Below are 13,710 nucleotides of genomic sequence, written 5' to 3'. Positions count from 1 at the left end.
TACCGATATGAGTACGGACCCCGACCAGATTCGCGCACAGATCGCGGCGATGCTTGGCGATCTGCCCGATCCTGCCCAAGACGGCGTCGAGCTGGCCGACGCCGACATCGACGCCCTCGCGGCCCGGCTCGAGGAGGCGCACGAGCTGCTGGTTCAGGCGCTCGAATCGGTCGAGAAGGGATGACCGTAGGTGACGCGGCGGGCACGTGTTGACGCCGAGCTGGTACGACGCGGGCTGGCCCGCTCCCGCCAGCAGGCAGCCGAGCTGATCGGGGCGGGGCGGGTGAGCATCGACGGGATGCCCGCCGCCAAACCGGCCACCGCGGTCGCGGTCACCGCCAACCTCACCGTCGAGGCCGACGAACGCAGTTGGGTTTCGCGGGGCGCCCACAAACTGATCGGGGCGTTGGACCGCTTCGGGCTCACGGTCGAAGGCCGCCGCTGCCTGGATGCCGGGGCCTCGACCGGTGGCTTCACCGAGGTCCTGCTCGACAGGGGTGCCCGCGAAGTGGTGGCCGTCGACGTCGGCTACGGCCAGCTGGCCTGGTCGCTTCGCCGCGATCCGCGCGTGACGGTGGCCGAACGCACCAACGTGCGGGAGTTGACCGCCGCGGCGATCGGCGGAACCGTCGATCTGGTGGTGGCCGACCTGTCGTTCATCTCGCTGTCCACCGTGCTGCCCGCGCTCACCTCGTGTGCGGCCCCCGACGCGGACATCGTTCCGATGGTCAAGCCGCAGTTCGAAGTCGGCAAGGACCGCGTCGGCGCCGGCGGTGTGGTCACCGACCCGGCGCTGCGTGCCGAGGCGGTGCTCGCCGTCGCCCGGCGCGCCACCGAACTGCAGTGGCACACCGTCGCGGTGACCGCGAGCCCGCTGCCCGGACCGGCCGGTAACGTCGAGTACTTCCTACACCTGCGGGCCCGCACCGACGCCGCGCTGCAAGGCGACGCGCTGGTGCAGGCCGTCGCCGACGCCGTCGCGGAGGGACCGCAATGACCGAGCGCGCCGTTCTCCTTGTGGCGCACACCGGACGTGAGGATGTCACCGAGGTGGCTCGCCGTGTGCATAAGGTCCTCGGCGACAACGGAATCGGGTTGCGCATGCTGTCAGCCGAAGCGGTGGACCGCGGGCCGGTGCAACTCTCACCTGACGAGATGCGCGCGCTCGGCGCCGGAATCGAAGTGGTGGATGCTCACGAACGGGCCGCGGAGGGCTGCGAACTGGTTCTGGTCCTCGGCGGCGACGGCACTTTCCTGCGCGGTGCCGAGCTGGCCCGCAATGTCGAAATCCCGGTCCTGGGAGTCAATCTGGGCCGGATCGGCTTTCTGGCCGAGGCCGAGGCCGACTCCATCGACAACGTTCTGGAACGCATCATCAAGCGCGACTACCGGGTCCTGGACCGCATGACCCTCGACGTCGTCGTGCGTCACGACGGCAAGATCGTGCACCGTGGCTGGGCCCTCAACGAGGCGAGCGTGGAAAAAGGGCCCCGGCTCGGCGTGCTCGGTGCGGTGCTCGAGGTGGACGGACGCCCGGTGTCGTCGTTCGGCTGTGACGGCGTGCTGGTCGCGACGCCGACCGGATCCACCGCGTGGGCGTTCTCGGCGGGCGGGCCGATCGTATGGCCGGACCTGGAGGCAATCCTGGTGGTGCCCAACAATGCTCACGCCTTGTTCGCGCGGCCGATGGTCACCAGCCCCGACGCGGCGATCGCGATCGAGATCGAGGGCCACGGCCACGACGCGCTGGTGTTCTGCGACGGCCGCCGTGAGATGGTCGTGCCGGCCGGCGGCCGCGTCGAGGTCACGCGCTGCGGCACCCCGGTGAAGTGGGTCCGCCTTGACAGCGCACCGTTCACCGACCGTTTGGTGCGCAAGTTCCGGTTGCCGGTCACGGGGTGGCGCGGGCAGTAGTGCTATCCGAGATCCGTATCGAGGCACTGGGCGCGATCAGCACCGCGACCGCCGAGTTCGATCGCGGGCTGACGGTCCTGACCGGCGAGACAGGCACCGGTAAGACGATGGTGGTCACGGGGCTGCATCTGCTCGGTGGGGGCCGCGCCGACGCCACCCGGGTGCGCACGGGGGCCAACCGCGCGGTCGTCGAAGGTCGGTTCACCACAACCGAACTGGGCGACGGGGTGGCCGCGGTCGTGGACCAGATCCTCGATTCATCGGGAGCCGAACGCGACGACGACGGCAGCGTCATCGCCGCTCGCTCGGTGAGCAGGGACGGACCGTCCCGTGCCTACCTCGGCGGGCGCAGCGTGCCTGCCAAGTCGTTGAGCAACTTCACCGCCCAGGTGCTCACCTTGCACGGCCAGAACGACCAGCTACGCCTGATGCGGCCCGACGAACAACGCGCGGCACTGGACCGCTTCGCCGACATCGAAACCCCGCTCAAGCGTTACCGCACCGTGCGCGACGACTGGCTGGCGGCCCGGCGTGACCTGGCCGAGCGCACCCAGCGGGCCCGGGAGATCGCGCAGGAGGCCGACCGGCTGAAGTTCGGTCTCGACGAGATCGATGCTGTCGCACCACAACCCGGTGAGGACGATGCGCTCGTCGAGGACATCAGGCGGCTCTCCGAGCTGGACGCTCTGCGTGACGCCGCCCAGACCGCCCGCACCGCGTTGTCCGGGGCCCCAGACGATGATCCGTCCCACGACTCCGTTTCGGCCGTCGACAGCCTCGGGCAGGCCAAGGCCGGTTTGGAGAGCACGGACGACTCCGTGCTGCGGGGGCTCGCCGAGCGGCTCGGCGAAGCCCAGACGATCATCACCGACGTCACCTCCGAACTCGGCGACTACCTCTCGGAATTGCCCAGTGACGCCAGCGCTTTGGAGAATAAGCTGACCCGGCAGGCAGAGCTGCGCACCCTCACCCGCAAGTACGCCGCCGACATCGACGGCGTGCTGCAGTGGGCCCGCGAGTCACGCGATCGCCTGGTGCAGCTCGATGTGTCCGAGGAGGCGCTGGCCGAGTTGGAACGCCGCGTCGCGCAGCTGCAGACCAAGGTCGTCGCCGCGGCGACCGAACTCACCAAGGCACGAACGAAGGCGGCCAAGGGGTTGTCCAAGGCCGTCACCGCCGAGCTGTCGGGTCTGGCCATGGCGGGAGCGCAGTTCACGGTCTCGGTGTCGCCGTTGCCGGCCCGTGCTGACGACGCCGCGCCGGTTACCCTGCCGTCGGGCCAGACGGTGCACGCAGGCCAATACGGCGTCGACGCCGTCGAGTTCGGGTTCGCGGCGCACCGCGGCACCGATCTTCTCCCGTTGCACAAGAGCGCGTCGGGCGGTGAGCTCTCGCGGGTGATGCTTGCGCTCGAAGTGGTTCTGGCGGCCTCCGCCGAGGGCACCACCATGGTTTTCGACGAGGTCGACGCGGGCGTCGGCGGGCGCGCAGCGGTGCAGATCGGCCGTCGGCTGGCCAGGCTGGCGCGCACGCACCAGGTCATCGTCGTCACCCACCTGCCCCAGGTCGCCGCCTACGCTGACATCCACCTCGTGGTCGACAGCGGCAACGGCCGCACCAAGGCCAGCGTGGTGCGTCGCCTCGAGGACGACGATCGGGTCGCCGAACTGGCCCGAATGCTGGCCGGGCTGGGGGAATCCGACAGCGGACGCGCGCACGCGCGGGAATTGTTGGACGCGGCGCGAAACGACGCCAACGCCGGCTGATGGTCACGGTTCGGTGCCAGTAAGTTGCTGTGCATGACTATTCACCTGGGGGGCGCTCATGGGTGAGGGACGCCCATCTCGATCGCCGCAGAAGCGTTCCGAGGTAACCCGACAGCGGATATTGGATGCCGCCCGCGAGGCCTTTGCCGCTGAGGGCTTCGACCGCTCATCGACCAGAGGCATCGCGGCGGCCGCCGGTGTCAATTCGGCACTGATCTTCCGCTATTTCGGTTCCAAGGCGGGGCTGTACGAGGCGGCGGTGCTACGGCCGTTGGAGGCGTTCGTCGAGGAGTTCTTGGACAGGTGGGACACATATCAGCGTGAACCACACCCGCCCGACCAGACCGCCACCGAGTGGCTGGGCGGGCTCTACGACCTTTTCTGCGAACATCACAGCTTGGTGCTGGCGTTGATCAGACCGAGCCACGAAGCGGCACTTCCTAGCGACGCCGCCGCGGTCTCGAAGTGGATCGATGCGCTGCTGAGCCGGGTCGAGGTCGTCATCACCACCGAAGCAGAGAAGCGCGGATGGTCAGGTTTCGACGTGAAGATGTCCAACCGTATCGCGCTGGGTATCCCGTTTTCGTTTGCGGTGCTGGGTCAATGGCTTTTCGAAGGAGAGTCGCGGCGACCCCAGCGCGATGAGATCGTCGCGGGCATCGTGTCCTTCGTGCTCCGGTCCATGTCGAACACCGGTGGGCGAAACGGCTTGCCGGGCTGAGAATCTGGTCAGTGGACCAGCTCTGGCGGCCGGGTCTCCAACCTGGCCACCGCCTCGGCATGATCCTTGTTGACCTCGGTGATCACCAGCCACGTCATCACCAGCACCCAGGCGAAGAAAGCCACTGTCGGAAGCCAGAATCCGACGACCCCGTTGTAGGCGAACGGTCCGGTCTTGAAGAACAGGATCAGCACTGCCGGTGACTCGCATAGTGCGATCCAGATGCAGAAGTATCCGGCCCACCGGGGGAACAGCCGCTCGCCGCTGCGGTTCATCAAGACGGCAAAGCCGATGGCAAGCATCCAGACCATGAATGGCGAGACATCGAAAAGGAAGAGATACCAACCGATGTCGTGAAGCATCCGGGTTGATTCGGGAGCCAGGTCATCCGGCCGGAACGCGGCGACCGCCCAGATCAAGAAGCACAACACCGCGACCATCAAGCCGGTGCCGATACAGCCGAGCTGGGTGTAGGTGAAGGACGGAAACCGCGATTCCGTGCGCCGGGTCCGCACGGCGATCGAAGCCCCCCACGGAGCGAGCAGGGCAACCGAGAAGCTGCAGATCACAATGCCGATCCGCATGCTGAGGAGGTTGTCCTGATAGATCGCGGCAATGGCCTGACCGCTGTTTGTCGGCGACGGCGGCGGAACGAAGTCCATGAAGGCGACCAGCCCGAGGAAGAACAGCACGACCAGAACTGGGCCCGACCACGCGGTCAGGAGTTGGCGGGCGCGCACACTGTCGAGTTCGGCTCGCGTCATCGTTGTCTGGTCCATGCGGTACTCCGTACTTCGCCTCACCGGGATAAAATGTAATCAAGCGATTACATTTTATGGTGGCACGATCGTCAGGTCAATAACCAAGGGGCAGCGATCAAGCCATACCCGGTCAGGTGCGCAAAGCCAGCAGTTCGCGAAGTCGCTCCAGGTATCGAAGGTGTAGATCGTGCCAGCGGGGCTTTCCGCTCGGGCCGATCTCGGCGAGCTCGGGACAGACGAACGTGGCCTTGTCCCAGTGCAGGATCTGTGGGAGTTCTTGCACGCCCATCGCTCCATACCACTTGATCGACTTGGCCGCCACCTCCTCCGGCGTGCCGATGTAGATCATGTGGTCGATGTCCTCGGGACGCACTTTGGCGCAATAGTCCTGAACCTCGTCCAAGGTGAACTTCGTCGAGCGGTGCGTGACGCTCAAAGCCCAGTCGTCGCCGATCGGATGCCGACCGCCCCAGCGTTTCCAGTCGGCCCCGGTGGGCGTCAAGTTCATCACCGACATCCGGGTGTACACGCTGTCATAGCAGCGCTGCACCTGATCGGCGTCCTCGCACAACATCACCACTTCGGCACCCACCGGCAACAGCAGCGCCTCGGGATCGCGGTCGTGCTCCACCGCCGATGCACGCATGCGCGCGATGCTTTCCTCGAACGGCTCCAACTCGTCCGCCATGGAACCCGGAAGATATGTGCCCCATCCGTCGGCCGAACGGCCGATGATCTTCATCACCCGCGGACCGCCGCCGACGATGATGATCGGCAGCGTGCGGTCGGGATGGTAGGTCGGCAGACCGACGAGGGCGTCGCGCAACGGATTGTATTGACTGTCTCGCGTCACCGGCTTGTCGGAGAGCATGAGTGCCCGCGTGGTCTGGATGAAGTCCTCCAGCCGGGTGTTTCGGGGCTCGAGGCGAGACATGCCGTAGGGCTCGAACTGTTTGTCCTCGCCGGTTCCGATGGCCACCAGAAACCGTCCATGCCCGATCTGGTCCAGGCTGTTGAGCGCCTGGGCGAGCACGCTCGCCGGACGGCGGTACGAATCGATGATGGTGCTCAACATGATTCGCTCCGTGCGCGCGAGCACGGCAGCGCCGAGCGTCAACGTGTCGAACCACGCGTCGTGGTCCGGCATCACGGCCGCGTAGGGGATGAGGTCTGGACGCCACCCGGCGCGGAACTGCCAGGTCTGTGTCTGGTCGGTCCAGTTGAGGTTGACGTAGCCCAGTTCCTCGATGGTCTGCGCCTGCCGGATGCATTCTCCGGCCGCGTCGCCGCCCGGTGTCCACATGTTGCTGAGATAGGTCAGCTTGCTCGGCTTCATCCTGCCTCCCGATCGTCGGTGAATGCTGTTCACGGTGTCGGCCCGATCGAAGCACCCACCATGAAGTCCCATGGGTTGTCCGCCGCCAGCACCATGCGCCCGAGGCGACGGGCATGGCGGCCGGGGCTTCCGAATTCCGCGATCCAACTCTGGGCGCGCATGGTGACGAGCCAGAGCCGGTGCTCGAGCGTCGTCCCGACCGCACCGTGCAGTTGGTGGGCGAGCGCGGTCGCCGACCTGACGACGCGCCCGAGTACCACCTTGGCGACGGTGACGGCATAGTCGGTCTGCGCGGCGCCGAAGCCGTAGTCGGCCGCGGCCGCCACCGCCAGGGCGACGCTCGCGCGCGCCCGCTCGACCTCGCCGGCCATCTGCGCCAGCGACTGCTGGACCGCTTGGAAAGCACTGAGTGACCGGCCGAACTGAATACGCTCACGGGTGTGGTCGAGCGTCAACTCCGCTGCCGCGTCCAGTGCTCCGACGCTCTGCACGCACCGTGCCCACGCACCACGCCTCAGCAGCTCAGTGACCAGCGAGGTGTCCACGCGGCGAAAACGGTCAACGGGTAGGTCGAACCCGATGAGGTCGCGTGGTTCGCCGGCCAGATTCTGCCGTTCGGTCACCTCAACCTCATCCGGTTCCGCGACACCGATGTTCGGGCCCTCGGGTGTGCGGGCCACCAGAACCACCTGGTCTGCCGTTCGCGCCCACGGGACGTCGACGGCCGTGCCACGGACACGCTTGCCGCAACGCTGAGCATCGGCCAAAGCGACGGTGAACGGCCCGGATTCGGCCATCGCAACACCGGCCCGATCGCCCAGCCAGCAGGACAGCAGGGCGGTCTCGGCAATCGGTACGGCACAGGCGTGGTATGCCAGAGCGTGTAACACCACGGCCAGCTCAGCGGGGCCCGCGTCGGGCTCCCCGGCACTGGTCAGTCTTGTCAGGCCGGTGTCTTCGAGGTTTTGCCACAGGTGCTCGTCAAATCTCTGGTGCCTGCTTGGCCGGCCGAGCCGCCGATCCGCGCTCCGCTTTCCCAGTTCCAACGCCAGCCGCCGAAGCTCGGAATGATCGTCCGCGGGCGAGTGATGGAGCACGCCGCCCGCCAATACGGTATTCGGGTTCATCGCAGTCCCATCCCGCGGGCCACGATGCCGCGGAGCACCTCGTTGGTGCCACCTCGCAACGTGAAAAGCGCCTTGTGCAGGGAGGCCCCGGTGAGCAGGGCGGAAAGGTCCGGGTCCAATGCGCGTTCGTCGAGCAGGTCTGCGACAAGGCCGACCGAGTCCTGCTCGAACCTGGTGCCGAGATCCTTGACCAGGGCGGCCTGGTTGACGGCCGGTTCTCCTTCCGCCAGGGTGCGCGCGACCGCCACCGAGAGCAGGCGAATCGAAATCAGCTGTGCCAGCAAGTATCCCAGCTGAGATGTAAGATGATCCGCAGGATTGGTTTCGGCGCGTAGGGCTGCGACCGCGGCGATGACGAGCGGAGCGGTACTCAAGATGCGCTCGGGGCCGCTGCGTTCGAACGCCAGCTCCTCAGTCACCTGTCGCCAGCCGTCACCGATCCCGCCGAGAACGTCACGGTCCGGCACGAAGACGTTGTCGAGGGACACCTCGTTGAAATGAGGCTCACCCGACAACAATGCGACCGGCCGGATGGTGACCCCCGCCGCTTCACGTGGTACCAAGAACTGGCTGAGGCCGGCGTGGCGATGGCGCGTGTCGAGTGGGCTGCTGCGGGCGAGCACCACCAGTTGGTGAGCCAGATGGGCTCCGCTGGTCCACATCTTGGTGCCGTTGAGGAGCCAACCTCCGTCGGCCCGGATCGCTTTCGTCTGCACCGCGGCCAAGTCCGATCCGGCGCCGTCTTCGCTCATCCCAATCGCCGAATACAATCTGCCGGTGGCGATTTGGGGGAGCAGGCGACGGCGTTGCTCGTCGCTGCCATAGGCCAACAGGCTGGGCGCGAGTTGACGATCAGCCGTCCAGTGAGCGGCGACCGGCGCGCCATGCGCGAGCAGTTCCTCGGTCACCACGTAGCGGTGTAGGTGGCTGCGTCCTTGTCCGCCGTAGGCGCGAGGAATCGTCAGGCCGATGAAGCCGGCGTCGCCGAGCCGCCTGCTGAACTCCTCGTCCCAGCAGGACAGCCAGGAGTCGACGGTGGGCCGCCAGCCGTACTTATCGCGATCGGTGGAGAGGAAGTCGCGAATGTCGGCACGTAGCTCTGCCAGCTCGGGTTCATTGGCCGACAGTTCTTGAAAGTGGTTCACCGGCTTGACATTCCTAGGTCGATCGCGGCGCGGTGGGCGTCAGGTAGAAGTTGGGGGTGAGGTCCTCCTCCCGGGCGGCCAACCGGTAGCCCGACAGGTCCGACACACCTTCTTCCCGCAGCACTTGCTCGTCGGTGTAGAACCCGCCTGTGCACTCGGTAGCCGGGCGGGTCACGAGTGCGTGTACGGCATCGGCCATGATTTCGGGTGTCCGGGCCTGCGCGTTCACGACATCCTCGCCCATCACCGTCAGCATGCCGGTGCTCGCGATGGTCGTCGCCGGCCACAGTGAGTTCACAGCGATGCCGTCGGCGGCGAGTTCCGCGGCCCATCCCATGGTCAGCAGGCTTTCCGCGTACTTGCTGACGGTATGGCCGACGTGCGGTGTCAGCCACGACGGGTCAAGCTGCAGGGGCGGCGAGATGTTGAGTACGTGCGGATTATCCGATTGACGCAGATAGCCCAAAGCCGCTTGGGTGACGGCGAATACGCCTGCGACGTTGACCCCGATCAGCCGCTGGAAACCCGTGGGTGAGAGCTCGGCCGTGGGGCGCAGGTCCAGGGCGCCGGCGTTGTTCACGACGATGTCGATCCCGCCAAACCGCTCGGCCGTCTTCGAGACCGCGGCCGTGACATGAGCGCCGTCGCGGAGATCACAGGTCACGACGAATGGCTGGCCGCCTGCGGCGCGTACCGCATCCGCCGCCTCCCACAACGTGCCGGAAATCCTGGGATCGGGCATATCCGTCCTGGCCAGCAGGGCGACCTTGGCGCCGTCGCGGCCCGCACGCACCGCGATCTCCCGTCCGATCCCCCGGCTGGCCCCGGTCACCAGCGCCACTCGTCCCTCCAGTGTGCGAGTTTCATCGTTGCCCACTGGCGCCTCCCGTTCCGTGGTGCCCACGATCCAACAAATGATATAACTATATATCTCATTTAGTCATTGGTCGCGAACAGCGGCCCACCGTAGCGAGGATTGATGACCTGGATTCGCTCGATAGGGACATACCTGCCGCCATGGCAGCACGCCGGACGGCGCGCCGCAGGACTCGACGAGGATGGGCTGACCATGGCGGTTGCCGCGGGCCGCGCCGCCGATCCGGACGCCACCGCGCGGCGGGTGGTGATGGTGTCACGAAACTTCCCGCTGCTCGAGGGCGGAAACGGGGCGGTGTTGTTGGCCGGGTTGTCGCTCGGCGCAGGCTGCCCGGTGAGCGAAGTCCTCGGCGGCGGTCCCGCGGCGCTGGATCAGATTTTGGCGGCGGCTCCGCACACGCTGGTGATCGCGGCTGACTCGGCGACCACGCCCGGCGCCGCCGCGGTGCTCACCGGCGCGCCGGGGGAGGGAGCGGAGTTGACCGAGGCCGGGCGGCGGACCCGAAGTCTCCCCCTCGTCGCCCGGCGTGACGACGGCTCGCGCTACGAGTATCTCGACCCTCGGCTGCAACGCGAGATCGGTGTGCGCTCCACGTTGGCGGGCCTGTTTCCGGACGGCCGGCTGTCCGTTGCCGCGGTCGCCGGAACCAGCGCCGCTCAGCTCGACGGACGTCTTGAAACCACGGGCGCGATCGAGGACCCGACGACGTCGGCGTCAGGCGTGATCCGATTGATCGCCGACGCAATCGACGCCCGCACCTCGGGGCTGGTGATCGCGGTCGAGCAGTCCACGGTGGGCGCGGCGGTACTGACGGCGGGCGACACGCCGCCGCGGGTGGCTCGCGATGAGGCTCCCGCACGCGAACTACCGGCGGTTCGCATCGACGAGGGCGACGGGATTCCGATCTCGCTGGCCGCCTACGCCCGTGCGTTCGAGCCGAAGCTGCGTTGGGAGGCAGCGATATTCGAAGAAATTCCGGGAGTCGATGCGATGCCGCAGTTTCCGCCACGTACGCGCGTCGGCGACGCGGGGCAACTGGCCACCGATTACCGGCTCACGCCGTTGCCGCGGACCGGCACGATCTACACCCACACGACGATCCGAATTCCGGTACCCGACCTTCCGAGCCCGTATTCGATCGCCGTCATCCAACTCGACGACAGCCCGGTGCGGGTGCTACTCAAGCTCACCGGGGTGTCGCCAGGTGAGGCCACCATCGGGCAGGCCGGCTCGGTGGTGCTGCGCAAGATCGCCGACCGTTGCGGGATACCCGACTACGGATACGCGTTCTGGCCCGGGCGCACGCTACAAGGAGTGCAGGCATGAGAAACGTCGCGATCGTCGGTGCTGGCATGACGCCGTTCGACGAGCATTTCGAGCTCGGCATCAAAGACCTGCTACCCATGGCATACGCCGACGCGGTGGCGCACGTGGACAAGGGCATCGACAAGGTATCGATCGAGGCCGCCTGGTTCGGCGAACTGATGACCACCGACGGCTATCCGGCGGGTATTTTGGCCGATACCCTCGACCTCACCGGTATCCCTGTGACACGCGTCGAGAACGCCTGCGCCACCGGAAACGACGCGATCCGCAATGGCACCTTGGCCATAGCCAGCGGGCTGTATGACGTCGTGCTGGTCCTCGGCGCCGACAAGGTACGAGAAACGGCGACGAACAAGACATTCTGGGAATGGGCCGCACTCACCCGCGACAATGCCTGGGATTACCCGCTAGGCCTGGTGGCGCCGGCCAACTTCGCCTTGCACGTGGCCCGCTATCTACATGAGTCACCTGCCACGAGAGAGCACATGGCCATGGTGGCGGTCAAGAACCACTTCCATGCGCTCACCAACCCGAAAGCTCAACTGCGCTACGAGATCACGGTGGAGAAGGCCCTGGCGGCACCGACGGTGGTGGACCCGTTCGGGCTCTACGACTGCACACCTCAGAGCGACGGGGCGGCAGCCGTCATCCTGGCTGGCGAAGACGTCGTGGACAACTACACCGATCGCCCGGTGTGGATACGGGGAGTCGGGCTCGGCATGGACCGCGTGATGCACCAGCACAAGAACGACATGACGACCTTCCCGCCGACAGTGCGGGCAGCCAGGGCGGCGATGTCGATGGCAGGGATCATGCCGCGCGACATTCACGTGGCCGAGGTGCACGACTGCTTCACGGGAGTGGAACTGATCAGCTACGAGGATCTGGGCTTCGCCAACCGGTTTGAAGCTCACAAATTGATCGAGGCGGGCGATACTTACGTCGGCGGTTCGATACCGGTCAATCCGAGCGGTGGGTTGAAGGCGAAAGGCCACCCGCCCGGCGCCACCGGCGTCGCGCAGTGCTACGAGCTGTTCAACCAGCTGCGTGGGGAGGCCGAGAACCAAGTCGACGGGGCGCGATGGGCGCTGGCTCACAACATCGGGGGACCGACCGCCGTCTCTGCGGTCACGATCCTGTCGAACACGAAGGGCTGAAGGGAATCTCATGACGACTTCGGAAGCTGTGACATTGACGGGCTATGAGGAGTTCGCACCTGCGCTGCTGGTCGAAAAGATCGGTGCGGTCCATGTGGTCACCATCAATCGCCCGGAGGCGTTGAATGCCGTCGATGAGTCGGTACACCATGCGCTGGCGGGTATCTGGCGCGTGCTGATGGCTGACTCCGATGTGCGGGCGGTCGTCACCACCGGTGCCGGCAGGGCCTTCTCAGCAGGCGGTGACATGGTGATGTTCGGTCGGCTCATCGAAGACCCGGAAGCCCGCGCGTTCCAGATCGCCGAGGCGCGCACCGTGTTTATCGAGCTCATCAACTTCGGAAAGCCCTTGGTCTCCGCGGTCAACGGGTCGGCGGTGGGACTGGGTTGTTCGGTGGCGCTGTTGTCGGACCTGCTTGTGATGGGGGAGAGCAGCTACCTGGCCGACCCCCATGTGGCCGTGGGGCTCACGGCCGGTGACGGCGGCGCGGCCATGCTGCCACTTCTCGTCGGCATGATGAAGGCCAAAGAGTACGTGCTGCTCGGAGACAAGATCACCGCATCGATCGCCAAGGAACTCAACCTGGCTACCCGGGTCGTGGCCGATGGCACCGAACTGGAAGAGGCCCTCGCATTGGGGGAGCGCCTGGCCGCGTTGCCCGCGCAGGCGATGTGCTCCACCAAGACCGCGATGAACATGCACCTGTCCCGCGCCGCCCTGGGTGTCCTCGACTACGCATTGGCGGCCGAGTACACGTCGTTCTCCACCAGAGAGTTCCGTGACCGGGTGGCCGCGTTTCGGGCACGTTCGGCGGAGTAGTCGTTATTCGAGAAGTTCGACGATGGTCCCCAACTCCGAACCGGCGAACAGATATTCTTCGGCCTTCTCCAAGTGGCGCCGCCACAGCTCACCGGCCTTCTCGGCTTCGCCAGCCTTGATCAGCTCCAAGATCATCCGATGAGTCTTCGCGGATCGCCGCGCCGCCTGTTCGGCGCGGGGCCCCACCGTGGGCTGTAGCGATCGATTGGCCTTCTCGATGATGTGGTGCAGCATCTCGCTGACGATCTGCAGCGTCTTGATGTTCGAGAGTCGTGCAATCGCCGCATGGAAATCGGTCAGTTGGTCGACCGCCTGGGGTCCCGGCTCGAGCTGCGACTCGCGCTCGATGATCTCCTCGAGCTGAGCGATCACTTTCGGGTCCTGCTCCTCGGCCAGCTCCACCACCATCGGCACCTCGAGCGCGATACGGGCGTCGTAGACATCCTTCACCGTCACGCCCTCGCTCTCCAGGATCAAACCGGCGAACCGGGCCAGGGTTTCGCGCTTCGGCCGTGTGACTTGGGCGCCCCCACGCACACCCCGGCGAATGTGGAGCAGGTCCTCGGATTCGAGGACGCGGAACGCCTCGCGCAGCGTCGGTCGCGACACGCCGAACCGTTCCATCAGTTCCGATTCCGGCGGCAGCATGGTGCCTTCGGGGATCTCGCCGCGAACGATCATCTTCCGCAGTGCGGCGGCGACCCTGTTCGCCATCTTCGGTTCACGCAGATTGGTGACTTCCACATCGCTCTCCGCCCTG

14 protein-coding genes are annotated in these 13,710 nt (G+C 66.4%); 8 read left to right on the top strand and 6 right to left on the bottom strand.

The features are described 5' to 3' along the window. The first annotated feature begins 7 nt into the window (after positions 1 to 7). The 5 genes from G6N28_RS26790 to G6N28_RS24335 are packed head-to-tail and all read left to right on the top strand — an operon-like array spanning position 8 to position 4,401. The gene (locus G6N28_RS26790; protein ID WP_170307915.1) at positions 8 to 184 is read left to right on the top strand and encodes a hypothetical protein; all 177 of its coding nucleotides are present in this window, start codon (positions 8 to 10) and stop codon (positions 182 to 184) included. A 6-nt stretch (positions 185 to 190) separates the two neighbouring features. Continuing rightward, positions 191 to 997, top strand: coding sequence for a TlyA family RNA methyltransferase (locus tag G6N28_RS24350; RefSeq protein WP_163904844.1), 807 nt, complete (start codon positions 191 to 193; stop codon positions 995 to 997). Next, positions 994 to 1,914 carry an NAD kinase gene (locus G6N28_RS24345; protein ID WP_163904842.1) on the top strand — a complete coding sequence of 307 codons (921 nt, stop codon included), beginning with the start codon at positions 994 to 996 and terminating at the stop codon, positions 1,912 to 1,914. The genes G6N28_RS24350 and G6N28_RS24345 overlap by 4 nt, the downstream gene beginning before the upstream one ends. Beyond that, entirely contained in the window at positions 1,914 to 3,680 is a 1,767-nt protein-coding gene (recN, locus tag G6N28_RS24340; protein ID WP_163906594.1) for a DNA repair protein RecN, read from the top strand. The genes G6N28_RS24345 and recN overlap by 1 nt, the downstream gene beginning before the upstream one ends. Before the next feature lie 58 nt (positions 3,681 to 3,738). Further along, positions 3,739 to 4,401, top strand: a complete 663-nt coding sequence (locus G6N28_RS24335) for a TetR/AcrR family transcriptional regulator (RefSeq protein ID WP_163904839.1) — start codon at positions 3,739 to 3,741, stop codon at positions 4,399 to 4,401. A gap of 8 nt (positions 4,402 to 4,409) precedes the next feature. On the opposite strand, the gene G6N28_RS24330 is transcribed toward G6N28_RS24335, so the two are convergent. The 5 genes from G6N28_RS24330 to G6N28_RS24310 all read right to left on the bottom strand — a co-directional run bounded on the left by G6N28_RS24330 (position 4,410) and on the right by G6N28_RS24310 (position 9,647). Then, positions 4,410 to 5,180: a hypothetical protein gene (locus G6N28_RS24330; protein ID WP_163904837.1), complete on the bottom strand. Its 771-nt coding sequence runs from the start codon at positions 5,178 to 5,180 to the stop codon at positions 4,410 to 4,412. Positions 5,181 to 5,292: 112 nt separating this feature from the next. Then, positions 5,293 to 6,498, bottom strand: coding sequence for an LLM class flavin-dependent oxidoreductase (locus G6N28_RS24325; RefSeq protein WP_163904835.1), 1,206 nt, complete (start codon positions 6,496 to 6,498; stop codon positions 5,293 to 5,295). Positions 6,499 to 6,527: 29 nt separating this feature from the next. After that, a complete protein-coding gene (locus G6N28_RS24320; protein ID WP_163904833.1) occupies positions 6,528 to 7,625 on the bottom strand; it encodes an acyl-CoA dehydrogenase family protein in 1,098 nt (365 codons plus the stop codon). After that, positions 7,622 to 8,770 carry an acyl-CoA dehydrogenase family protein gene (locus tag G6N28_RS24315; protein ID WP_163904831.1) on the bottom strand — a complete coding sequence of 383 codons (1,149 nt, stop codon included), beginning with the start codon at positions 8,768 to 8,770 and terminating at the stop codon, positions 7,622 to 7,624. Before G6N28_RS24315 ends, G6N28_RS24320 begins: the two co-directional genes overlap by 4 nt. A gap of 13 nt (positions 8,771 to 8,783) precedes the next feature. Continuing rightward, positions 8,784 to 9,647, bottom strand: coding sequence for an SDR family oxidoreductase (locus tag G6N28_RS24310; RefSeq protein WP_407665025.1), 864 nt, complete (start codon positions 9,645 to 9,647; stop codon positions 8,784 to 8,786). Between the two features lie 102 nt (positions 9,648 to 9,749). Between G6N28_RS24310 and G6N28_RS24305 the strand changes: the two genes are divergently transcribed. From G6N28_RS24305 to G6N28_RS24295, 3 genes are read left to right on the top strand one after another with little or no spacing between them, the layout of a single operon-like run. Beyond that, positions 9,750 to 10,973: a Zn-ribbon domain-containing OB-fold protein gene (locus G6N28_RS24305; RefSeq protein ID WP_163904829.1), complete on the top strand. Its 1,224-nt coding sequence runs from the start codon at positions 9,750 to 9,752 to the stop codon at positions 10,971 to 10,973. Then, complete coding sequence (locus G6N28_RS24300; protein WP_163904826.1) at positions 10,970 to 12,130, top strand: thiolase C-terminal domain-containing protein; 1,161 nt, start codon at positions 10,970 to 10,972, stop codon at positions 12,128 to 12,130. Before G6N28_RS24305 ends, G6N28_RS24300 begins: the two co-directional genes overlap by 4 nt. Positions 12,131 to 12,140: 10 nt before the next feature. Then, the gene (locus G6N28_RS24295; RefSeq protein WP_163904824.1) at positions 12,141 to 12,950 is read left to right on the top strand and encodes an enoyl-CoA hydratase/isomerase family protein; all 810 of its coding nucleotides are present in this window, start codon (positions 12,141 to 12,143) and stop codon (positions 12,948 to 12,950) included. 3 nt (positions 12,951 to 12,953) lie between these two features. Here G6N28_RS24295 and G6N28_RS24290 read toward each other — a convergent pair whose 3' ends face one another. Beyond that, entirely contained in the window at positions 12,954 to 13,694 is a 741-nt protein-coding gene (locus G6N28_RS24290) for a FadR/GntR family transcriptional regulator (protein WP_163904822.1), read from the bottom strand. Between the last annotated feature and the right edge of the window lie 16 nt (positions 13,695 to 13,710).

Source organism: Mycolicibacterium pulveris (assembly GCF_010725725.1).
GTDB classification, from domain to species: Bacteria; Actinomycetota; Actinomycetes; order Mycobacteriales; family Mycobacteriaceae; genus Mycobacterium; species Mycobacterium pulveris.
The sequence above is the reverse complement of the archived record's forward strand: the minus strand, read 5'-3'. Positions and strand labels throughout refer to the sequence as shown.